Source organism: Microbulbifer maximicatervae (SeqCode) (genome assembly GCF_052467225.1).
In genome coordinates this window covers 4,411,849-4,432,752 of the sequence record NZ_CP174303.1, presented here as the reverse complement: position 1 = coordinate 4,432,752, position 20,904 = coordinate 4,411,849, and the positions used below count along the sequence as shown (strand labels likewise).

The window sequence follows — 20,904 nt, the reverse complement described above, 5'->3', positions numbered from 1 at the left end:
ATGTTTTATGCAGTTTGAAGTGGATACCACTGATGGCAAGGCCCGTCGCGGCCGCTTGCGTTTCCCTCGCGGTGTAGTGGAAACCCCGGCGTTTATGCCGGTGGGCACTTACGGCACCGTGAAAGGTATGTTGCCGAGGGATATCGAAGGGATCGGTGCACAGATTATTCTGGGCAACACCTTCCACCTGATGCTGCGCCCGGGTACCGAAGTGGTTAAAGCCCACGGCGATCTGCACGATTTTACCCAGTGGTCCGGCCCGATCCTCACCGACTCCGGCGGTTTCCAGGTGTTTAGCCTGGGTGAACTGCGCAAGATTACGGAAGAGGGGGTTTCTTTCCGCTCGCCTATCGATGGCAGTCCGGTATTCCTGGACCCGGAAGAGTCCATGCGCGTTCAGCGGGACCTGGGTTCCGATATCGTCATGATCTTCGATGAGTGCACCCCTTATCCGGCCACCACTGACGAAGCGCGCAAATCTATGGAGTTGTCCCTGCGTTGGGCGGAGCGCTCCAAGAAAGCTCATGGCGATAGCCCGTCGGCGCTGTTCGGAATTGTGCAGGGCGGTATGTTCCCGGAGTTGCGCGATGTGTCACTGCGCGGCCTGACTGAGATTGGTTTCGATGGCTATGCCATTGGTGGCCTGTCTGTGGGTGAGCCTAAAGATGAGATGATCAAGGTCTTGGATCACCTGGCTCACAAGATGCCGGAAGATAAGCCGCGCTACCTGATGGGCGTGGGCAAGCCGGAGGATATTGTCGAGGCGGTGCGTCGCGGTGTGGATATGTTCGACTGCGTTATGCCTACTCGCAATGCGCGCAACGGCCACCTGTTTACCTTCGAAGGCGTGGTGAAAATCCGCAACGCCAGGCACCGTCACGATACGGGTCCCTTGGAGGAAGAGTGCGATTGTTACACCTGTGAGAATTTCTCCCGCGCTTACCTGCACCACCTGGATCGCTGCGGTGAAATTCTCGGTGCGCAGCTGAATACGATTCACAATTTGCGCCACTACCAGCGCCTGATGCAAAAGCTACGCGATGCCATTGCCGCCAATGAGTTGGAGGCTTATGTCGCCGAGTTCTACCGTGGTCTGGGCCGCGAGGTTCCGGCGCTGGAGGCCTGATCAGGCGTCGCTTTTACCCTGCCTGGGGTGCTGCCCGTCTCATTGCGGCACCCCTGTAATTTGTCCGTTCCCACGATCCCCGTATAATCAGCCCCCACTTTTATTGGGGGCGGTGTACCTTGCATTCTGCGTATACTGCCCGCATATCCAGGCAAATTGCTTAGGCAGATTGCCAAGATTTACCGGCCCTCGGGGTCACACTAGAACAATGAGAACAGCATGAATCGCTACCCGATCTGGAAGTACTTTCTGATTCTCGCGGTTGTGGCCTTTGGCCTGATGTACGCCGCGCCCAATCTCTATAAGCCGGACCCTGCCGTGCAGATTTCCGGGCAATCCAGTGCACTCACCATCGGCCCCGATGTCCTTGCGAATGCACAAAAAGCCCTGGATGAAGCGGGTATTGCTCACTTCGGCGGCGAAGTTGGGGACAAGTCAGTACTGATTCGCTTGAACTCCATGGAGGAGCAGTTGCCGGCTAAAGAGGCGATTCAAAAAGCGCTTGGAACCACCAACTATGTTGTCGCCCTGAACCTGGCTTCCACCACACCCCAGTGGATGAAAGATATCGGCGCTAGCCCGATGAAGCTCGGTTTGGACCTGGCGGGTGGTGTGCACTTCCTGATGGAAGTCGACACCAACACCATCGTCAAGAACAACATGGAAAGCTACGAGCAGGAAGTAAAGAGCAAACTGCGCGAAGCCAAGGCCCGTTACCGCAATGTGGAACTGGTAGATGATCGCGAGATTATTGCCCGTTTCCGCAACGATGAGCTGCGCAGCCGGGCGATGTCCACCCTGCGCAAGGAATTCCCGCAGCTTCAGTTGCGGGAGTCCGGCAGCGGCGAAAACCTGGAGATCCGCGCAACCCTGACCGATCAGGAAATCAAGCAGCTGGAAGATTACGCAGTAACCCAGAACCTCACTACCCTGCGCAACCGGGTGAACGAGCTGGGTGTTGCTGAGCCGATCGTACAGCGCCAGGGCCGTAACCGTATCGTTGTGGAGCTGCCCGGTGTACAGGACACCGCAGAGGCCAAGCGTATTATCGGTAAAACTGCCAACCTCGAATACCGTATGGAAGCTCGCCCGGATGAGCTGGTTTCCAACAAGGAATACTTCGATTACCGCGATGATCGTCAGGCGCAGATGTATGGTGGTGCCTGGTTGGAGCGCCAGATCATTATCAAGGGTGACAGCGTTACCAATGCCCGCGTCGGTTACGACGAGAGCGGCTTCCCGCAGGTAAATATCACCCTCGACGCCCGTGGCGGCGAGATGATGCACCGCGCTACCTGGAAGAATGTCGGTCGCCGTATGGGCACCCTGTTTATCGAGACTCGCTTTGAGCCGGTAACTGAGATCGACGAAAACGGTAACGAAGTTACCGTGCAGAAGCGCACTGAAGAGCGAAAAATTATCAGCTTGGCTACGGTACAGAGTGCCTTGGGCAAGCAGTTCCGCACCACCGGTCTGGACAGCCCGGCCGAAGCCCAGGAATTAGCCCTGCTGCTGCGTGCTGGTGCCCTGGCTGCGCCCATGTACTTTGTGGAAGAGCGTGTGATCGGCCCATCCCTGGGTGCCGATAACATCAAGGTGGGTGTGCAATCCGTACAGATCGGTCTGCTGGCCGTGATTATCTGTATGCTGATTTCCTACCGCGTATTTGGCTTGGCCGCGAACCTGGCCTTGGCGGTGAATATGATCCTGTTGGTGGCGGTGATGTCGCTGCTGGGTGCAACCCTCACACTGCCTGGTATCGCCGGTATCGTATTGACCGTGGGTATGGCGGTGGATGCCAACGTGCTTATATTCTCGCGAATACGGGAGGAGCTCAGGAATGGGATGCCTCCCCAGACAGCGATCAGTGCCGGTTTTGACAATGCTTACAGCACCATTGTGGATGCGAACATCACCACCCTGATTGTGGCGGTGATCCTGTATGCCATTGGTTCCGGTCCGGTACAGGGCTTCGCGGTAACCCTGTCTATCGGTATTCTCACCTCCATGTTCAGTGCCATCATGGGTACGCGAGCAATTGTTAACTTGTTCTACGGCGGTCGCCGTGTGCAGAAGCTCTGGATTTAAGGGAGTCAGTCATGAGTGAGACCAAAGTGGATAACGGCAAAATTACCGAGTACATGGGCAAGCGCGTCTACGACTTTATGCGCTGGCGCAAGATCGCCGGGATTGTCTCGGTGGTGCTGGTACTTTCCTCCATCGCCGCACTGGCAATGAACGGCCTGAAGTTTGGCCTGGACTTTACCGGTGGTACCCAGGTTGAAGTGGGCTACGAGGTAACGCCTTTTATCAGCGATGTGCGCGACCAGCTGGAAGCAGCGGGTTACGACGGTGCTACGGTAGTGAATTTTGGTTCTGAGAAGGACCTGCTGATCAAGTTGCCCCCTGCGGTGACCGAGGAAGAAATCCAGATCAGCGCTACCGATCAGGAAACAACGACGCCGATCGGTGACAAGGTTGTGGCTCTCCTGAGAGAGGGCAGTGAGGGTGATGTTGAGCTGCGCCGTGTCGAGATGGTGGGCCCACAGGTAGGTGCCGAGCTGCGCGATGACGGCGGCCTGGGCATGATGCTGGCCCTGTTCATGGTGATGATCTACGTTGCCCTGCGCTTCCAGTACAAGTTCTCTTTCGGCGCTGTAGCGGCTTTGGGCCACGATGTGATTATCGTGCTGGGCTTCTTTGCGGTGATGGGATTGGACTTCGATTTAACCGTGCTGGCGGCCGTGTTGGCGGTGATCGGTTACTCCCTGAACGATACCATTGTGGTATCGGACCGTATCCGCGAGAACTTCCGCAAGGTGCGCAAGGCTGAGTCTGAGGAGATTATCAATATCTCTATCAGCCAGACCCTGGGCCGTACCTTTATGACGTCCTTCACCACCTTGCTGGTGCTGTGGGCGCTGCAGTTCTTCGGTGGCGAATTGATCCACAACTTCTCCCTGGCCTTGATCGTGGGTGTGGTTGTGGGTACTTACTCCTCTGTTTACGTGGCTGCCAACGTGCTGATGGCTTTGAATATCAACAAAGAAGATCTGATGCCGCCGGTGAAAGAGGGTGCAGAACTGGAAGAAATGCCCTGATGTGAATGAGAAGTGGCTGCGTTGACGCAGCCATATTCGAGCGGCCCCGGCCGCGCTTTGCTGTTGATCAGTGGAGCGCCGTCGGGGTTTTTTATTGCGCGGAGGTTAGTCTCTGGGCTTTTTGCCGAGGGTGATGTGCTTGGGGCCGGAAGTGTTGGTCTGGCCGCTCACCCCTTTGGGCACCTGCTCGATCTCACCGCCACCGGCGAGGAACGCCTTTACCTGCTCTTCGATACTTTCGCTGGTCTCGAGGGGAGCGGCTTGTTTGCGATTGGAGGAAGAGGAAGGTTTCTTGGCCACGGCGCTATCCGGTTTTTATGTGTAAGCGGGCCATATTAGCATGGTTTGAACAAAAAATCACCCAAGTGGCCAGAGTCTGCGCATAGCGGATATTTTGTCGACAGTTTTCGAGTAATTCTGTCGTTTTTGGATAAATCGGGCCGCTTCGAGGCAGCCCGGAAGAATAGTGCGTTATTCAGCTTCTTCTGTGGTCTCTTCGGTTTCCAGCGGCCAACCGCCCATCTCTTTCCACTTGTTCACGATGCCGCAAAACAGGGTTGCGGTTTTTTCTGCGTCGTACTCGGCGGAGTGGGCGCAGTTGTTATCAAACTCGATTCCAGCAACCTGGCAAGCTTTGGCTAATACGGTCTGGCCGTAGGCGAGGCCGGCGAGGCTAGCGGTGTCGAAGCAGGAGAACGGGTGGAATGGGTTGCGCTTGATGCCGGTGCGCTCGACGGCTGCATTGACGAAGCCCAGGTCGAAGTGGGCATTGTGGGCAACCACGATGGCGCGGGTGCAGCTGTGCTTTTTCACCGCGCTGCGAATCTTGCGGAACAGCTCGGGGATGGCGATTTCTTCCGGCCAGGCGTCGCGGTCCGGGGATTCCAGGTCGATGCCAATAAAGTCGAGAGCGGATTGCTCAACATTGGCGCCCTCAAAAGGCTCCAGGTGGAAACTGTGGGTCTCCAGCGGGAAGAGGTTGCCGGAGTCATCCATGTCGAGGATAACCGCAGAAATTTCCAGCAGTGCATCGGTACGGGCGTTAAAGCCGCCGGTTTCAAGGTCGATGACCACGGGCAGAAAGCCTCGGAATCGCTGGGCGAGAGAGCTTTTTGGTCCTGTGGGTTCTTCGGCGGGTGTCACGGTGGTTCCTTGTAAATCTTGTCTTCAGGCCAGCAGCATTTGGCGCTGGTGGGGCAGGGTATTGTATTCGAATTGCGGCGCCTGCCGGGAGTGTTCTCCCTGCAGGCGCTGTAATCAGGGCACTCGCCGATTACGCAAGTTGCCAGTTTAAGGTTTCACCGGCTGCGAGGGGAATCAGATTTTCACCACCCATATCCAGTTTTTCCGGCAGGGTCCAGGGGCTCTTGACCAGGGTGATGGTGCCCTCGTTGCGCGGCAGCTCGTAGAAGTCGGGGCCGAACTCACTGGCAAAGCCTTCCAGCTTGTCCAGTTTGCCCGCGCGCTCGAATACTTCGGCGTATAGCTCAATAGCGGAGTAGGCGGTATAGCAGCCGGCGCAACCACAGGAGTGTTCTTTCTTGTGGTGGGCGTGGGGGGCTGAGTCGGTGCCGAGGAAAAACTTCGGGTTACCGCTGGTGGCCGCTTCGATCAATGCATTTTGATGGTAGCCGCGCTTGAGGATCGGCAGGCAGTAAAAGTGCGGCTGGATACCACCAACCAGCATATGGTTGCGGTTGTACAGCAGGTGGTGCGCGGTGATGGTTGCGGCAACGCCTTCGCGGGCGCCTTGTACAAACTCTACTGCTTGGGCGGTGGTGATATGTTCAAACACCACTTTCAGCGTGGGGAAATCATCTACCAGGCGGGACAGGGTTTTCTCGATAAAAGCCTGCTCGCGGTCGAAGATATCGATATCGCTGGTGGTCACTTCACCGTGTACCAGCAGCTTCATACCGCAGGCCTGCATCTCTTCCAGGGCCGGGTAGATGTTGGCGATATCGGTAACGCCGGAATCGGAGTTGGTGGTCGCGCCCGCTGGGTACAGTTTGGCGGCGATAACACCGGCTTCATGAGCCTTGCGAATAACGGCAGCGTCGGTCTTGTCAGTGAGGTAGATCACCATCAAGGGTTCGAAAGGAGTGTCGGCGGGAACATTGGCGTTGATACGTTCCTTATATGCCACTGCACTTTCGGCATCGGTCACAGGGGGTACCAGGTTGGGCATTACAATCACGCGGCGGAATTGTTTTGCGGCATCGGGCACGGTGCGCCCGAGAGCGGCGCCGTCGCGCAGGTGAATGTGCCAGTCGTCGGGGGCGCGAAGGGTAATTTGCTCCGTCATGGTACTCCGTAAAGCTTCTTAGCGTAGTGAGTCGTTGTGCGGCGCGAATGCTACCCGAAGCTGTACAAAATTGCGATGCACGAAAAGGTTAAAAATCAATCAATTGTGCTTACTCGCGCCTTGGCGCTAGTCGATCGCGAGCTTAGGCGCTACAATCGCGCCCCGACAAAGAGTGTGGGTATTGTTGTGCCCGCAATTTACCGATCCTGGGCATATCTCCAAGAATAACTCCCCCAGACCGACACTAGTTTCGCGTAGTGGCATTCCCCGTCTCCGCGTTTTTGTCGCGGCGGCGTATTTCCGGCAGCAGAGGACAGCAATGAGCAAAATCGAAAAGGTGGTACTGGCATACTCCGGTGGATTGGATACGTCAGTAATCGTGCGATGGTTGCAGGAGACTTACGGTTGTGAAGTGGTGACTTTCACCGCTGATATCGGCCAGGGTGAAGAGGTGGAACCGGCCCGTGCCAAGGCCGAGGCCCTCGGGGTTAAAGAGATTTATATCGACGATCTGCGCGAAGAGTATGTGCGCGATTTCGTTTTCCCGATGTTCCGCGCCAATGCGATTTATGAAGGGGAGTACCTGCTGGGTACCTCTATTGCGCGCCCGCTGATTGCCAAGCGCCTGATTGAGATTGCCAACGAGACTGGCGCCGATGCCATTTCCCACGGTGCTACCGGTAAAGGTAATGACCAGGTGCGCTTCGAACTGGGCGCCTACGCGCTGAAGCCGGGCATCCAGGTAATCGCTCCCTGGCGCGAGTGGGACCTGAACTCCCGCGAAAAGCTGATGCAGTACTGCGAGCAGCACAATATTCCGGTGGACTTCTCTTCCAGCAAGAAGAAATCCCCTTACTCGATGGATGCCAACCTGCTGCACATCTCTTACGAGGGCGGCAACCTCGAAGATCCCTGGGCGGAAGCCGAAGAGGATATGTGGCGCTGGAGTGTGAGCCCCGAGGCGGCTCCGGAAGAACCCACCTACATTACTTTGGGTTTTGAGAAGGGCGATCCCGTTTCTATCGACGGTGAGCGCTTAAGCCCTGCTACTTTGCTTGAGAAGCTGAATAAGTTGGGCGGAGCCAACGGTATCGGTCGTCTGGATATCGTGGAAAACCGCTACGTGGGAATGAAGTCCCGCGGCTGCTACGAAACACCGGGCGGCACCATTTTGATGAAGGCGCACCGCGCCATTGAGTCCATTACCCTGGATCGCGAAGTTGCGCACATGAAGGATTCCCTGATGCCGCGCTACGCCGAGCTGGTTTACAACGGTTACTGGTGGTCCCCGGAGCGCAGCATGCTGCAGGCTGCGATCGATGAGTCCCAAGATGTGGTTAACGGCGAAGTTCGCCTGAAACTGTACAAAGGCAGCGTGAGTGCTGTGGGCCGTCGCTCTGCGGACAGCCTCTTCGATGAGCGTATCGCTACCTTCGAAGACGATGCTGGCGCTTACGACCAGAAGGATGCGGAGGGCTTTATCAAGCTCAACGCCCTGCGTCTGCGCATTGCCGCAGGTAAAGGAAGAAAATTGATTTAGTTGATTTAGATCAGCAATCACCGGGCAAGGATGCGCTTAAATCCTTATCCGGCCAATAGTAACCACAGTGCCTCACACATTGTGGTTACACACCTTCTGTGGTGGGCCAGTCCCGCACAGTGGAACCGAATCTTAAAAGCAACGGAAGTAAAAACATGACGACAACGGTGGCAAAGACCGGCCCTGTGCCGGACTATGACTACAATATCGTGCGCCAGTTCACCATCATGTCCGTGGTCTGGGGCATTTTTGGTATGGGCATGGGCGTATTGATCGCAGCCCAGCTAGCCTGGCCTGAACTCAACGACTTTTGGCAGCCCTTCTCGCACTTTGGGCGCTTGAGGCCCCTGCACACCAATGCGGTAATTTTCGCCTTTGGTGGTAGTGTTCTCTTTGCCACTTCTTACTATGTGGTACAGCGTACCTGTCAGGTCCGCCTTTGGGGTGGCTGGCTGATCCCCTTCACCTTCTGGGGATGGCAGGCCGTTATCGTCGCCGCGGCAATTACTCTGCCGATGGGCTTCACTTCCACCAAGGAATACGCTGAGCTCGAGTGGCCTATCGATATCCTGATCGCCCTGGTTTGGGTTGCTTACGCGCTGGTGTTCTTCGGCACCATCATGAAGCGTAAGACTTCTCACATCTACGTGGCGAACTGGTTCTTCGGTGCTTACATCGTAACTATTGCTGTTCTCCATATCGTTAATAACCTGGAGATTCCTGTTGGCCCGTTCAAGTCCTACTCTATCTATTCGGGCACTAAGGACGCAATGATCCAGTGGTGGTATGGCCACAACGCAGTAGGGTTCTTCCTGACTGCTGCCTTCCTCGGCATCATGTACTACTTCGTACCTAAGCAAGCTGGTCGTCCGGTTTATTCTTACCAGCTGTCTATCGTTCACTTCTGGGCACTGATCTCCCTGTACGTATGGGCTGGTGGTCACCACTTGCACTACTCAGCGCTGCCCGACTGGGCTCAGAGCCTGGCGATGGTTATGTCCCTGATTCTGCTGGCACCTTCCTGGGGCGGTATGATCAACGGCATCATGACCCTGTCCGGCGCATGGCATAAGCTGCGCACTGATCCGACTCTGCGCTTCCTGGTGGTATCCCTGTCCTTCTACGGTATGTCTACCTTCGAAGGTCCGATGATGTCCATCAAGACTGTAAACGCCCTGTCTCACAACACTGACTGGACCGTTGGCCACGTACACTCCGGCGCTTTGGGCTGGGTTGCCATGATCTCTATCGGTGCTCTGTATCACTTGGTTCCGGTTCTGTGGAAACGCCGCGAAATGTACAGCTCCAAGCTGATCAACGCGCACTTCTGGCTGGCCACTGTAGGTACTGTTCTGTACATCGCCGCTATGTGGGTTAACGGTATTACCCAGGGCCTGATGTGGCGTGCATTTAACGCCGACGGCACCCTGACTTACAGCTTCGTAGAGAGTGTTGTAGCCAGCCATCCGGGCTATGTAGTTCGCTGGTTGGGCGGCGCCATGTTCCTGGTGGGTATGCTGCTGATGGCTTACAACGTTTACCGCACGATTACCGAGAAGGTAAACGATGCCGAAGCCGATAACACCGTTCGAGCAGTGCCTGCGGCATAGGAGTTTAGATCGTGAAGAATCATGACCTCGTAGAAAAAAACATCGGCTGGATGATCTTTTTCACCATTATCGCCATCAGTTTCGGCGCCCTGGTTGAGATCGTTCCGCAGTTCTTTACCAAGGATAACTACACGCCGCTGCCGGGGCAGAAGCCGCTGACAGCAATGGAGCTGGAAGGTCGCGATATCTACATTCGCGAAGGCTGCCACGTTTGTCACACCCAGATGATTCGTCCTCTGCGTGCGGAAGTTGAGCGTTACGGCCACTACTCCATGGCTCAGGAATCCATTTACGAGCACCCCTTCCTGTGGGGCTCCAAGCGTACCGGTCCAGACCTGGCGCGCGTAGGTGGACGCTACTCTGATGAATGGCAGCGCGCGCACTTGTACAACCCGCGCAGCGTTGTGCCTGAGTCAATCATGCCTGCTTACCCCTGGTTGTTCGACAATGTGGTAACTGGCGAATACACCGCACGTAAGATGGAAGCGCTGCGCTTCGTCGGTGTGCCCTACACCGATGACGACATCGCCAACGCCGCTGAGCCTTTCAAAGGTGGCAAGGTCAAGGAAATTGACGCGCTGGTCGCTTACTTGCAACAGCTGGGTACCCTGGTTACCCAAAAACGCTAATAGCGAGGAAGGAAACTCGTGACTATTGAAACTTTGCGGGAAATCGGTCTGGTTCTGGGCTCTGTGGCTTTTCTGGCTATCTGCTGGTGGGCCTTCTCTCCGAAGCGCAAGAAGCGCTTCGAAGAAGATGCCAATTTGCCATTTGCCGATGAAGAGCGACAAGCCGACAAGGACAAGTCGGCCGCTCAGCAGGACGAATCCAATTCCGGGGATAAACCCGGAGCCAATCGAAAACAGGGGCAGGATAAGTAATGAGTACATTCTGGAGTGTGTGGGTAATTGTGCTCACCCTCGCCAATCTGGCGTTGATTACCTGGGTGCTGTTCGCCAACCGAAAGGTGGCAGTGGATGACCAGGCTGAACCGGAAAACAAAACCACGGGCCACGTTTACGATGGCATCGAGGAATACGACAACCCGCTGCCCAAGTGGTGGTTCATGTTGTTCATTGCCACCCTGGTGTTCTCTGCGGGATATCTGGTGGTTTACCCGGGTCTGGGTAACTTCAAAGGTGTCGGCAACTGGACTTCTGTCGGTGCATTGGAAGCTTCCCAGGCCAAGGCTCAGGAGCGATTCCACGAGACCTTCGGTAAGTACGAAAATATGCCGATCGAGCAGATTGCGCAGAGCCCCGAAGCCCTCAAGATGGGTTCCCGGATCTTCGCTAACAACTGTGCGGTATGTCACGGTGCAGATGCCGGCGGTAACTTTGGCTTCCCGAACCTGACCGATAACGCCTGGCTGTACGGCGGCACCCCGGAGAAAATCCTGGAAACCCTGTACAACGGTCGTCAGGGCATGATGCCTCCTCAGGGTCCGGTGATCGGTGAAGAAGGTGTTAGAAATGCGACAGAGTATGTTCTCTCCCTGAACGGCCTGGAGCACGACACCGCCATGGCAGCCGAAGGTCAGAAGGTATTCAACACCGTGTGTATGGCTTGTCACGGTATGGATGCCAAAGGCAACCAAATGCTGGGTGCGCCGAACCTGACCGACGACATCTGGCTGTACGGTAGCAATCGCGAACAGATCCAACACACTATTCGCGGTGGTCGTACAAATATGATGCCCGCGCAAAAAGATAAACTGCGTGAAGACAAAATCCGCCTCGTAGCGGCCTATGTCTACAGCCTGTCCCAGCAGGAAGAAGAAAAGCAGTAATTAACTATTGAGGCCCGGCATTTGCTGGGCCTTGTTTTATCAAGGGACTCCGGGCGCTGCAGGGACGGAGAAAAAAGCCTCAACATAAGGGGCTACCTGGCCCACGTACAAGATGTGCCCGTGCGAGAGTGAGGTTTGTGTGAGTGATTTAATTCCAACCCGTGAGGAACAGGAAGGTGATGGCGAAGTTCGCTATCGCATGCTGTATGAGTCGGAAGACAAAGTCTACATCCGACATATCAAGGGTGTTTTCACCCGTGTTCGCAAATATACCGGCCTGCCTTTGCTGCTGGCTTTCTTCTTCCTACCCTGGATCAATATCGACGGGCGCCAGTCGGTCTTCTTTGATCTCCCCACCCGCCAATTCCATATTTTCTGGACTACTTTCGGCCCCCAAGACGGCTTCCTTCTAGGTTGGCTGCTGATCATTGCCGCCTTCGCGCTGTTTGCGGTCACCACTTTGCTGGGCAGGGTGTGGTGTGGCTTCACCTGTCCGCAGACCGTCTGGACCATGATGTTTATCTGGGCAGAAAGGGTTTGTGAAGGCGATCGCAACAAGCGAATGAAGCTCGATAAGGCCCCCTGGAACCTGGAAAAGGTTCTGCGCAAGGGTGGCACACACACCATCTGGCTGTTGATCTCGCTGGCAACTGCACTGGCCTTTGTGGGTTACTTCTACGGTGTGCGCGAGCTGGTCGTGGATCTGGCGACGTTTAACGCGCACCCGCAGGGTGTTTTCTGGGTCGCTTTCTTCACTTTTGCCACCTATATGAACGCCGGCTTCCTGCGTGAGCAGGTGTGTAAATACATGTGCCCCTATGCCCGTTTCCAGTCGGTGATGTACGACGAGGATACGCTGGCGGTTTACTACGATGCCAAGCGGGGTGAGACCCGTGGTCCGCGCAAGAAGAACGTGGACTACAAGGCGGAAGGTATGGGCGACTGTATCGACTGCTACTGGTGTGTTCAGGTGTGTCCGGTGGATATCGATATCCGCGACGGCATGCAGTATGAATGTATCAACTGTGGCCTCTGTGTCGATGCGTGTAACAGCGTGATGGACAAGATGGGCTATGAGCAGGGCTTGATTCGCTTCACCTCTGAGGACGAATTGCAGGGTGGAAAGACCCGCTTCCTGCGCCCGCGCCTATTTGGCTACGCGTTGATACTGGTTGCGATGACCGGCCTGTTTGCACAGCAAGTGATGACTCGAAGCCCTATCGAGGCAGAAATCACTCGCGACCGCGGTGCTCGTATGTTCCGTGAGTCCCAGGGACAGGTGCAAAACGTCTACACGGTAAAAATCAACAATATGGATCAGGCTCCCCACGAATTCACCATCAAGGTGGAAGGTAAGCCTGAATACGATTACTCCATTCGCAAGCCGAAGACGATTTACCTGGTGCCTGGAGAGATGTTCTCCGTCCCCATTCGGGTAAGCGTTCCCAGAGACCAGCTGAAAGATACCAAGCACGATATCGAGATTGTTGTCCAAGCAGTCGACAATCCTGAGCTGGTTGATAAGCACCGAACGGTGTTTATTGGTCCAAAGCAGTAGACGGGACGCCAATCCCGTTGCAAAGTACGGGCCCGCCCAGGCGGGCTCGACTTTTGTGCACAAACGGTAACTTTTTGGTAACGCGATGAATGAATCAACCCCAAAACCCTGGTACCGGGAACCTTGGGCGTGGATGGTACTGGCCCCACTGATTACAGTGGTGGTTGTCTCCACAATTACAGTCTCGATAGCGGTGCGCTTCGCTGACGATAAAGTCAGTGATACTTACTACAAAGACAGCCGCATGTATCACTTCAGCGCCGAGCAGGACTTGCGCGCGAAAGACCTGGGTCTGGCCGCTTTGGTCCAGTTTCAGCCCTCTGAAAAATCGGTTGTCGTGGAGCTGAATGGCGACCTCGACTACCCCAAGGCCTTACTGCTCACATTGAGCCACCCGGTGGAGTCTGACCTCGACAAGCATATCGAGCTCTCCCAGCTCTCCGTGGGTCGCTACCAGGGCACCTTGCCTGAAGGCGTTGGGAATCGCTGGTATCTGCGCTTGATGCCGGAGCTTGATCCCGATGCGCATCAGGACGCCAACTGGCGCCTGAAAGGTGAAATCAACTTCGATCTCGGCAATGCCGCGCCACTGAACGCAGTAACTCAATGACTTCGTCTTCCTCCTCCTGTTATCACTGCGGACTCCCAGTCCCTCCCGGCAGCAACCACTCGGTGGTGATCGACGGGGCCGCCCGGGATATGTGTTGTCCAGGTTGTGAGGCGGTAGCCAGCGCTATCGTTTCCGGTGGTCTGGATGGCTTTTATCGCTTCCGGGAGAAGGAGAGCGACAGGCCGGAGGAAGCTCAACCCCAGGACCGCTGGGCGGCATACGATTTGCCGGAAGTGCAGCAGCAGTTTGTCCACGATTGGGATAACGGCAACAAGATTGCCTCGCTGTTGATTAGCGGTATTACCTGTGCAGCCTGTGTGTGGCTGATAGAAAAGCACCTGGGGCAGTTGGACGGGATTGAGAAGGTCTCTGTCAACGCCAGTACCCAGCGTGCCCAGATCGGTTTTAATCCCGACAAGATCAAACCCAGTGAGCTGTTTGGCGAACTGGAACGGATTGGCTACCGGCCGGCCCCGGCTACTGCGGCCAACCAGGAAAGTGTGATCCAGAGCGAGCACCGCGCCGCCCTGCGCCGCCTGGGTGTCGCTGGACTCGGCACCATGCAGGTGATGATGTTTGCCATCGCCCTGTATTTTGGTGCTGCAGCGGAAGAGGGCGTCGGCGAGTTTGAGCGCTACTTCCGCTGGGTTTCTCTGCTGGTGGCAACGCCAGTGGTTTTCTATGCGGCGCGTCCATTTTTCAGTGCCGCTTTGCGCAGTCTGCGCGCTCGACACCTGAGTATGGATGTGCCGGTGTCCCTGGCGATTGGTATGGCCTATGTCGCCAGCTTTTACGCCACGGTATTTGGCACCGGCGAGGTGTACTTCGAATCTATCTCCATGTTCACCTTCTTCCTGTTGTTGGGACGAACGGTGGAGATGCGCGCCCGCCATCGGGCTGGCTTAGCCAGCGGTGGTCTGGCTCAGTTGCTGCCGATGACGGCGGCCAAATACCAAGGTGACGATATTGTCCATGTACCGGTGGCCGCATTGGTCGCTGGGGATAAAGTCTTATTGCGCCCGGGAGACACTATCCCCGCCGATGGGGAGGTGCTGGAGGGCGTGAGCGGTGTGGATGAATCCCTGCTCAGCGGTGAATCGGCACTGCAACAGAAGTCTGCAGGCAGCCCGGTTTATGCCGGGAGTGTCAACGGCGATTCCACCCTGACTATTCGAATTACGGCAGCGGGGCAGTCGACTCGCTTGTCCGCTATTGAGCGCCTGGTAGAACGGGCGCAATTAGATAAACCCAACCAAGTGGCCCTGGCAGATCGGGTTGCGGGTATTTTTGTCGGTGTCGTTTTATTCGCGGCACTGGCGGCGTTTGTTGTCTGGTGGCAAATCGATCCCAGTCGCGCTTTTTGGGTGTCCCTATCTGTTTTGGTGGTGACTTGCCCCTGCGCACTGTCGCTGGCAACCCCTGCTGCCCTGGCTTCCGCCACCCTGCGTTTACAGCAGTTGGGACTTCTTGTGGCTGGAGGCAGCTTACTGGAAACATTGCCGCGTATCGGCCGGGTGCTGTTCGATAAAACCGGTACCCTGACGCGCGGTGAACCGAGAATCCTGCATATTGATTTGCTGCGGGCCAACTGGACCGAGCAGCGGGTTAAGGACGTAGCCGCCGCACTGGAATCCCAGACCAATCACCCCCTGGCCAGAGCCTTTCGCGCCTGGCGTGGCAATCTCACCGCCAATGAGCTGAAAGTCCATACCGGAGCCGGCCTGGAAGGGCAGATTGAGGGGGATAATTACCGGCTGGGTAAGGCGAGCTTTGTCTCCAGTGAGGAAGTTTCTACGCCCGAAGGGGAGGGGCAGTGGCTGCTGCTCGGCGACTCCCTGGGCCCTATTGCCTGGATCGCGTTGGGGGATAAGTTACGGGATTCGGCAACTACCGCTGTTGAGGGTTTGACTGAGCAAGGTCTTTCAGTGGAACTGCTCAGTGGTGACCAGTCTGCGGAAGTTGAGCGACTGGCGGGGCGAGCGGGTATCAGCAACTACCGCGCCGGAGCCTCGCCAGAGGACAAGCTCAGCCATATGAAGCAGCTGCAAAGCGATGGTGAGAAGGTGTTGATGGTGGGGGATGGCATCAATGATGTGCCAGTGCTCTCCGGTGCCGATGCCTCTGTGGCGATGATGTCTGCGGCGGACCTGGCCCAGTCCCGCGCCGATGCCATTTTGCTGAACGGAGATCTCGAAGTGCTGCCCAAAGCTATAGAGCTGGCGCACAAGTGCCGCCGGATTGTGCGGCAAAATCTGGCATGGGCTCTGGGTTACAACGTGATTGCCCTGCCTCTGGCATTTTGCGGTCTGGTGCCGCCCTGGGCTGCGGCAATCGGTATGTCCCTGAGTTCTCTGATCGTAGTGCTAAATGCGTTGCGTCTGTCCCGTGGACAGGAAGTCGACGAAAACCCTGTGGGCGCTGCGGCTTAATCCCGTGCTCACAGAAAGAGAGGAGGTGTAACTGATGGAAAGTCTGTATTTCCTGATTCCCATTGCGGTGATTTTGGTTGGCTTTGCGGTGAAGCTCTTTTTCTGGGCCGTGAATAACGGACAGTACGATGACCTGGAAACGGAAGGTCGTCGCATTTTGTTTGATGACGATGATGTTCAGCAGGACAAATCTGACGCGGAAAGGAAGCAGGAGAAGTAAGTGGGGGACTGGGGTTTTTTAGCGGCGGCGCTCGCTATCGGTTTTTTGGGTAGCAGTCACTGCATCGGTATGTGTGGGGGAATCTCCGGAGCGCTGGGTATGGCGACACCGGGGAAAAAGACTGCTTGGGTGCAGCTGGGCTCTTACCAATTGGGTCGCCTGGGTAGCTATGCGCTGATGGGAGCGCTCGCCGGTGCCCTTGGTGCGGCGATATTGCCCGCTCTAACTCCACTGCGATTTGCTGCAGGGATCATGCTGATCCTGATGGCGCTGTATATCGGCGGTATCTGGCAGGGATTGGCTTGGATTGAAAAAGGGGGCCGTTACCTTTGGCGCTATGTGCAGCCACTATCGGCCAAATTGTTGCCGGTTCGCTCAGCGGGGCAGGCATTGGCACTGGGATCCCTGTGGGGCTGGTTGCCCTGTGGTTTGGTTTATAGCGCGCTGACGTTCGCCCTGGCCCAGGGCAGTGCCGAGCGGTCTGCCCTGGCTATGTTTGCTTTTGGTTTGGGCACCGTGCCCGCCATGCTGGCTACTGGTGCTGCGGCGGCGCAGGTGCGCGGCATAGTGCAAAAGCCGGGGGTTCGCTATGGTTTCGCCGCAGCGATTTTGCTGTTTGGTATCTGGACCATTTGGGGGGCTATGGGCCACGGTGGACACGGAGACCACGCCAACCACGGGCAGATGAGCGGGATGAAAGCTCCCGCAGAAGACACGGAAGAGCAGGGACACCATCATCACCATCACTAAGTGCAGTGATGATGGGTCCTGTGGGCGCTAGAGATCGATCCGCAGGGATAGGTCGATAGCGCGCAGGTGCTTGGTCAGGCTACCAGAAGAGATATAGTCCACTTCCAGTTCGGCTAACTGAGCGATGCGATCCCGGTCGACACTGCCGGAAAGCTCAATTTTGGCTTTGCCTTTGGCCAGTTTCAGGGCCGTTCTAGTGTCTTCATCATTGAATTCGTCGAGCATAATCACGTCCACACCGACGGCGAGCGCCTGCTCCAGCTCTTCAATATTTTCCACTTCGACTTCAATCAGGGCTTCCGGCTTGATCACTCGCGCTTGGGCGACGGCGTGTTCAATGCCTCCGGCGGCGAAGATATGGTTCTCTTTGATCAGGAAGGCGTCGTAAAGACCGATGCGGTGATTGTGGCAGCCACCGCAAAGTACGGCGTATTTCTGTGCGCTGCGCAGACCGGGAATGGTCTTGCGGGTGTCGAGAATCTTCACCTCAGTGCCTTCAGCTCGCGCGGCGAACTCCGCAGCGGTTGTGGCAGTACCGGATAAGGTTTGCAGGAAATTCAGTGCGGCGCGCTCGCCGGTCAGGATAGCGCGGGCATTGCCTTCCAGCTCAAAAATAACGGCATTGGCGCTGATACGGTCGCCGTCCTCGAAGTGCCAGGTGAGGACGAGCTCCGGGTCCAGGGCGTGGAATACAGCCTCTACCCAGGCGCGACCACTCAGAGTGCAATCTTCGCGGGTGATTACCCGGGCCCGCGCATTGCGGTCCTCTGGGATCAGCTGGGCGGTGATATCGCCACTACCAATATCTTCTTCCAGGGCCACCTGAACTGAGCGTTGCAGGTCGGCAGTGATATTGGGAATAGCCGTGTCTTGTGGTCGCATTGGGAAACCTCGAAATTAACGCCGGCGCAGTTTACCAAAACACTCGGGGTTTTGACTGCTCAACTCAGTCATTGGCAAGTAGCAGTTGGCTCTACGAATAGCTGTGACAAGTGTCTCAAATATGTCGCAGAACTGTGTAAAACAGTCCTATAACGCGAGTAGAATGACCGAAGAGTTAGGCTTGATCGCAGCCTGAATTGTTTCAGAGCAGGGCCGGTAAACGCTGTTCTCTCGCGGTCAAAACTTGAGTGAAATCAAGAACTTCGGCAGATTTTTCGCGCATGATCGCGGCGGGATTTCAACAGTTTGGGAATGTGGTTAACGGGGAACAGAAAGCCCCCGTTTCCGCTAGGGAGACCACTTTTCCATTCACTAATTTTTGCTTTTGGCCTCAGCGCTACAAGTCGGACGGCATTCGAAGGACCTCTTGGAAATGAGTGAATCCAGAAAGGTAGTTTCCCTCTCAGAGAAAAGTGGAGCGCGAAATATTTCTGCATCAGGTAAGCCCCCTGTTCTGCCCGCCGCAGTAACAATGCTGAAGGACAAAGCGACGGCACAGCTGCTGGAGCGGATTAAAGCGCTGTTTGGCAAGGTGGATGATTCCCTGTTTGCAATGGCCGAGCGAGCTCATGGCCAGGAGGAGCAGGATGGGCTTTTCCAGGCACTGCGCCTGCTGCGCGTTGAGCGCCGCAATATTGCCGAGCACTTTATCCAGAACGTCTCCCGCGCTTTTCAGGTCCGCCAGGAAGAAAAGACGGAAAGCAGTTTCGCATCAGATAACCTGTCGCTGGTTCACAACGATGACCTGGAGCAGTTGGTCGCTGCCGACACCATGGTGGCCAATGCCAAGCGAGATTTCGCCGAGCCCCTTACCGAGCTGTGCATGAGGCTCGATACGCTCTACTCCGTCAAGGTGTACGACAAAAACAACCCTCTGGGGCCAGACGTAATCTGTGACGCCTTTGTAGAGGCGATTCAGGATCTGGACCTCTTTATCCGCGCTCGCCTCACCCTGCTGAAAAAGTTCGAGCAGGTGGTCATGCTGCAGCTGCGGGACTTCTATGAATTCTGTAACCAATTACTTGTAGAGCAGGGCGTACTGCCATCTCTGCGTGAGCAGCAGCGTGTAGCCAGGCAGCGTTCGGCCTACAACGGCGCTCCCCACGCCGCCAGTGCCCCCACTGGTAGTGCCGGCGGTGTAGAGGCTGGCAGCCAGCCAGTACAAGGTGGAGTCGCAGCTACGGGGCACTTCCCTCCAGGATTGGTGCCCGCAGCCGCAGGTGTTACTCCAATGCCTGCAGGGGATCTGCTTTCCCACTTGGGCGCGCTGCAAAGTGGCAGCCACTATCAAGGTGGAAGTGCGGTACAGCTTTTGAATGTGGGCGAATTGCTACAGCAGCGCTTGGTGGATTCCAACCAAGCTGCTTCGCTGGCAAAAGTCGATAGCGATGTGATCAAGCTGGTAGAGATGTTGTTTTCCTTTATCCTGGAGGACCGCAGCCTTGCCACCCAAATCAAATCACTTCTGGGCCGCCTGCAACTGCCGCTGTTGAAAGTAGCCATTGCAGACAAATCATTTTTCAGTAAAGGCGGCCACCCTGCGCGCAAATTGCTGAACGAGTTGGCCGATGCCGCTACCGGATGGCAGGCGGGGGATAACTACGAATCCGATCCCCTGTACAAAGAGATATCCGAAATTGTTGAGCGCGTGCTTAATGAGTTTGATCGGGATATCAATATCTTTGCCGTTTTGCTGGAATCCCTGCGCGAATTTATCGTCCGCGAGCGCAAGCGTGCCGAGATGTTGGAGCGCCGCGTGGTGGATGAGGCTGATGGTCGGGCTAAAACCCAAGCTGCCCGCGCACGGGTTGCCGCAGTAATGGATGCCTTGGTTGCAGAGCGGGATCTGCCACAGGTGGTGCAGGATTGGTTGAACAAAGTTTGGAACAACGTGCTGTTCCTGACCTGTGTCAAAGAGGGGACAGAGAGCGACGCCTGGAACCGCGACGTGCGCACAGCGAGAGATCTCGTGTGGAGTGTGCAGGCCCCAATGCCGGATTCCCGCAAACAGTTATTGAGCTTACTGCCTGTTTTGCAGGAGAGATTGCGCGAGGGAATTGAGGCGCTTTCCTATAACGCTTTCGAAGCGCGTACCCTTTTCACCGGCCTCAAAGAAGTTTATCGCGAGCGCTTTGCCCTGGCCCAGCAATTGGCGGAGCAGCGTGAACGTGAAGTGGCAGAGCAGGTTGCCCGCGAAGTGCGCGCAGCGAAATCTGCTGAGCCTAATGTTGCTGACAAGCCTGTTGCCCCTGTCGTGGAGCAGGAAACTGCTGCTGATGCTGGATTCGCTGATGTTACTGAAGCTACGGTTGATGAAGCTGCAGTGACTGAAGCGGTTATTGCAGAAGCCGTGGTTACCCAGGAAGTGATTTCAGACACTGCCGAAGACCAACTTCCAGATGAGCCAGCTGAAGTTCCTGTTGAAGCTGTCCAAGCCGAGCCCCAGGAAGTGGCCGTGCCGCAGATGGAAGAGCTTGAGCAGGCAGTTGCTGAAGCAGAGGTGGCTGCACCGGAGCAGGGTGGACTGGCCCCCCTTGACGAAGATGATCCCCACTGGCAGATGACCTTCCGCCTGGCACAGGGCAGTTGGTTCGAGCTGAAGCGCTCTGAGGACGAGCAGTTCCGTTGTCGTCTGGCGGCGGTAATTCGCGATATCGACCAATTTATCTTCGTTAATCGCAATGGCGCCAAAGTCGCTGAATTCGCCCGACTAGAGCTGGCCCATGCGCTGCGTTCGGCGCAACTGTTGCCGCTAGATGACGGCATGTTGTTTGAGCGGGCGCTGCAGTCCGTAATTGGCAATGTGCGCAAGAAGCGCAGTGAGCAGCGCTAATTTTCAGGAATGTAACGAGCGGACGTTGAGTATTTAGCAGGGATACTCAGTGGCCAGTGGTTTTCCGCAAGTTATGTCGCGATACTGCTCC

18 protein-coding genes are annotated in these 20,904 nt (G+C 56.1%); 14 read left to right on the top strand and 4 right to left on the bottom strand.

Going from position 1 to position 20,904, the window contains the following annotated elements:
• Nucleotides 1-7: 7 nt before the first annotated feature.
• From tgt to secF, 3 genes are all read left to right on the top strand, one after another.
• Nucleotides 8-1,126, top strand: a complete 1,119-nt coding sequence (tgt, locus tag ACJJIZ_RS19110; protein WP_444898252.1) for a tRNA guanosine(34) transglycosylase Tgt — start codon at nt 8-10, stop codon at nt 1,124-1,126.
• 219 nt (nt 1,127-1,345) lie between these two features.
• Nucleotides 1,346-3,214, top strand: a complete 1,869-nt coding sequence (secD, locus tag ACJJIZ_RS19105) for a protein translocase subunit SecD (protein ID WP_444914478.1) — start codon at nt 1,346-1,348, stop codon at nt 3,212-3,214.
• Between the two features lie 11 nt (nt 3,215-3,225).
• Nucleotides 3,226-4,227, top strand: a complete 1,002-nt coding sequence (secF, locus tag ACJJIZ_RS19100) for a protein translocase subunit SecF (RefSeq protein WP_444894896.1) — start codon at nt 3,226-3,228, stop codon at nt 4,225-4,227.
• A gap of 105 nt (nt 4,228-4,332) precedes the next feature.
• Here secF and ACJJIZ_RS19095 read toward each other — a convergent pair whose 3' ends face one another.
• The 3 genes from ACJJIZ_RS19095 to pyrC all read right to left on the bottom strand — a co-directional run bounded on the left by ACJJIZ_RS19095 (nt 4,333) and on the right by pyrC (nt 6,532).
• On the bottom strand, nt 4,333-4,527 hold the full coding sequence (locus tag ACJJIZ_RS19095; RefSeq protein WP_282931563.1) for a PFL_1563 family small protein: 195 nt from the start codon (nt 4,525-4,527) through the stop codon (nt 4,333-4,335).
• Between the two features lie 171 nt (nt 4,528-4,698).
• Nucleotides 4,699-5,370: a ribonuclease T gene (gene rnt / locus ACJJIZ_RS19090; protein WP_282931564.1), complete on the bottom strand. Its 672-nt coding sequence runs from the start codon at nt 5,368-5,370 to the stop codon at nt 4,699-4,701.
• 130 nt (nt 5,371-5,500) lie between these two features.
• Nucleotides 5,501-6,532: a dihydroorotase gene (gene pyrC / locus ACJJIZ_RS19085; protein WP_444894895.1), complete on the bottom strand. Its 1,032-nt coding sequence runs from the start codon at nt 6,530-6,532 to the stop codon at nt 5,501-5,503.
• Nucleotides 6,533-6,851: 319 nt separating this feature from the next.
• Between pyrC and ACJJIZ_RS19080 the strand changes: the two genes are divergently transcribed.
• The 10 genes from ACJJIZ_RS19080 to ACJJIZ_RS19035 all read left to right on the top strand — a co-directional run bounded on the left by ACJJIZ_RS19080 (nt 6,852) and on the right by ACJJIZ_RS19035 (nt 17,038).
• The gene (locus ACJJIZ_RS19080) at nt 6,852-8,072 is read left to right on the top strand and encodes an argininosuccinate synthase (protein WP_413664699.1); all 1,221 of its coding nucleotides are present in this window, start codon (nt 6,852-6,854) and stop codon (nt 8,070-8,072) included.
• A 155-nt stretch (nt 8,073-8,227) separates the two neighbouring features.
• On the top strand, nt 8,228-9,682 hold the full coding sequence (ccoN, locus tag ACJJIZ_RS19075; protein WP_413664700.1) for a cytochrome-c oxidase, cbb3-type subunit I: 1,455 nt from the start codon (nt 8,228-8,230) through the stop codon (nt 9,680-9,682).
• An 11-nt stretch (nt 9,683-9,693) separates the two neighbouring features.
• Complete coding sequence (gene ccoO, locus ACJJIZ_RS19070; protein WP_413664701.1) at nt 9,694-10,311, top strand: cytochrome-c oxidase, cbb3-type subunit II; 618 nt, start codon at nt 9,694-9,696, stop codon at nt 10,309-10,311.
• Between the two features lie 18 nt (nt 10,312-10,329).
• Nucleotides 10,330-10,563 (top strand): cbb3-type cytochrome oxidase subunit 3, encoded by a 234-nt coding sequence (locus ACJJIZ_RS19065; RefSeq protein ID WP_413664702.1) that lies wholly within the window; start codon nt 10,330-10,332, stop codon nt 10,561-10,563.
• The gene (gene ccoP / locus ACJJIZ_RS19060; protein WP_444906137.1) at nt 10,563-11,471 is read left to right on the top strand and encodes a cytochrome-c oxidase, cbb3-type subunit III; all 909 of its coding nucleotides are present in this window, start codon (nt 10,563-10,565) and stop codon (nt 11,469-11,471) included. The genes ACJJIZ_RS19065 and ccoP overlap by 1 nt, the downstream gene beginning before the upstream one ends.
• Nucleotides 11,472-11,610: 139 nt before the next feature.
• A complete protein-coding gene (ccoG, locus tag ACJJIZ_RS19055; RefSeq protein ID WP_413664704.1) occupies nt 11,611-13,029 on the top strand; it encodes a cytochrome c oxidase accessory protein CcoG in 1,419 nt (472 codons plus the stop codon).
• An 85-nt stretch (nt 13,030-13,114) separates the two neighbouring features.
• Nucleotides 13,115-13,639 (top strand): FixH family protein, encoded by a 525-nt coding sequence (locus tag ACJJIZ_RS19050; RefSeq protein WP_444914477.1) that lies wholly within the window; start codon nt 13,115-13,117, stop codon nt 13,637-13,639.
• Nucleotides 13,636-16,068 (top strand): heavy metal translocating P-type ATPase, encoded by a 2,433-nt coding sequence (locus ACJJIZ_RS19045; RefSeq protein ID WP_444914476.1) that lies wholly within the window; start codon nt 13,636-13,638, stop codon nt 16,066-16,068. Before ACJJIZ_RS19050 ends, ACJJIZ_RS19045 begins: the two co-directional genes overlap by 4 nt.
• Nucleotides 16,069-16,102: 34 nt before the next feature.
• Nucleotides 16,103-16,288 carry a cbb3-type cytochrome oxidase assembly protein CcoS gene (ccoS, locus tag ACJJIZ_RS19040; protein ID WP_108732140.1) on the top strand — a complete coding sequence of 62 codons (186 nt, stop codon included), beginning with the start codon at nt 16,103-16,105 and terminating at the stop codon, nt 16,286-16,288.
• Nucleotides 16,289-17,038 (top strand): sulfite exporter TauE/SafE family protein, encoded by a 750-nt coding sequence (locus tag ACJJIZ_RS19035; RefSeq protein WP_444914475.1) that lies wholly within the window; start codon nt 16,289-16,291, stop codon nt 17,036-17,038.
• 27 nt (nt 17,039-17,065) lie between these two features.
• Here ACJJIZ_RS19035 and nadC read toward each other — a convergent pair whose 3' ends face one another.
• Nucleotides 17,066-17,920, bottom strand: coding sequence for a carboxylating nicotinate-nucleotide diphosphorylase (gene nadC / locus ACJJIZ_RS19030; protein ID WP_282931576.1), 855 nt, complete (start codon nt 17,918-17,920; stop codon nt 17,066-17,068).
• Between the two features lie 433 nt (nt 17,921-18,353).
• On the opposite strand from nadC, the gene ACJJIZ_RS19025 reads away from it, so the two are divergent.
• Nucleotides 18,354-20,813: a DUF1631 domain-containing protein gene (locus tag ACJJIZ_RS19025; protein ID WP_444912293.1), complete on the top strand. Its 2,460-nt coding sequence runs from the start codon at nt 18,354-18,356 to the stop codon at nt 20,811-20,813.
• Nucleotides 20,814-20,904 lie beyond the last annotated feature (91 nt).

What these genes read in the sequence shown, in the direction of transcription:
- ccoS (WP_108732140.1), top strand. Translation starts at nt 16,103, where the DNA reads ATGGAAAGTCTGTATTTCCTGATTCCCATTGCGGTGATTTTGGTTGGC.
- ACJJIZ_RS19050 (WP_444914477.1), top strand. Translation starts at nt 13,115, where the DNA reads ATGAATGAATCAACCCCAAAACCCTGGTACCGGGAACCTTGGGCGTGG.
- ACJJIZ_RS19025 (WP_444912293.1), top strand. Translation starts at nt 18,354, where the DNA reads ATGAGTGAATCCAGAAAGGTAGTTTCCCTCTCAGAGAAAAGTGGAGCG.
- secF (WP_444894896.1), top strand. Translation starts at nt 3,226, where the DNA reads ATGAGTGAGACCAAAGTGGATAACGGCAAAATTACCGAGTACATGGGC.
- nadC (WP_282931576.1), bottom strand. Translation starts at nt 17,920, where the DNA reads ATGCGACCACAAGACACGGCTATTCCCAATATCACTGCCGACCTGCAA.
- secD (WP_444914478.1), top strand. Translation starts at nt 1,346, where the DNA reads ATGAATCGCTACCCGATCTGGAAGTACTTTCTGATTCTCGCGGTTGTG.
- ccoN (WP_413664700.1), top strand. Translation starts at nt 8,228, where the DNA reads ATGACGACAACGGTGGCAAAGACCGGCCCTGTGCCGGACTATGACTAC.
- ccoP (WP_444906137.1), top strand. Translation starts at nt 10,563, where the DNA reads ATGAGTACATTCTGGAGTGTGTGGGTAATTGTGCTCACCCTCGCCAAT.
- ACJJIZ_RS19080 (WP_413664699.1), top strand. Translation starts at nt 6,852, where the DNA reads ATGAGCAAAATCGAAAAGGTGGTACTGGCATACTCCGGTGGATTGGAT.
- ACJJIZ_RS19045 (WP_444914476.1), top strand. Translation starts at nt 13,636, where the DNA reads ATGACTTCGTCTTCCTCCTCCTGTTATCACTGCGGACTCCCAGTCCCT.
- tgt (WP_444898252.1), top strand. Translation starts at nt 8, where the DNA reads ATGCAGTTTGAAGTGGATACCACTGATGGCAAGGCCCGTCGCGGCCGC.
- pyrC (WP_444894895.1), bottom strand. Translation starts at nt 6,532, where the DNA reads ATGACGGAGCAAATTACCCTTCGCGCCCCCGACGACTGGCACATTCAC.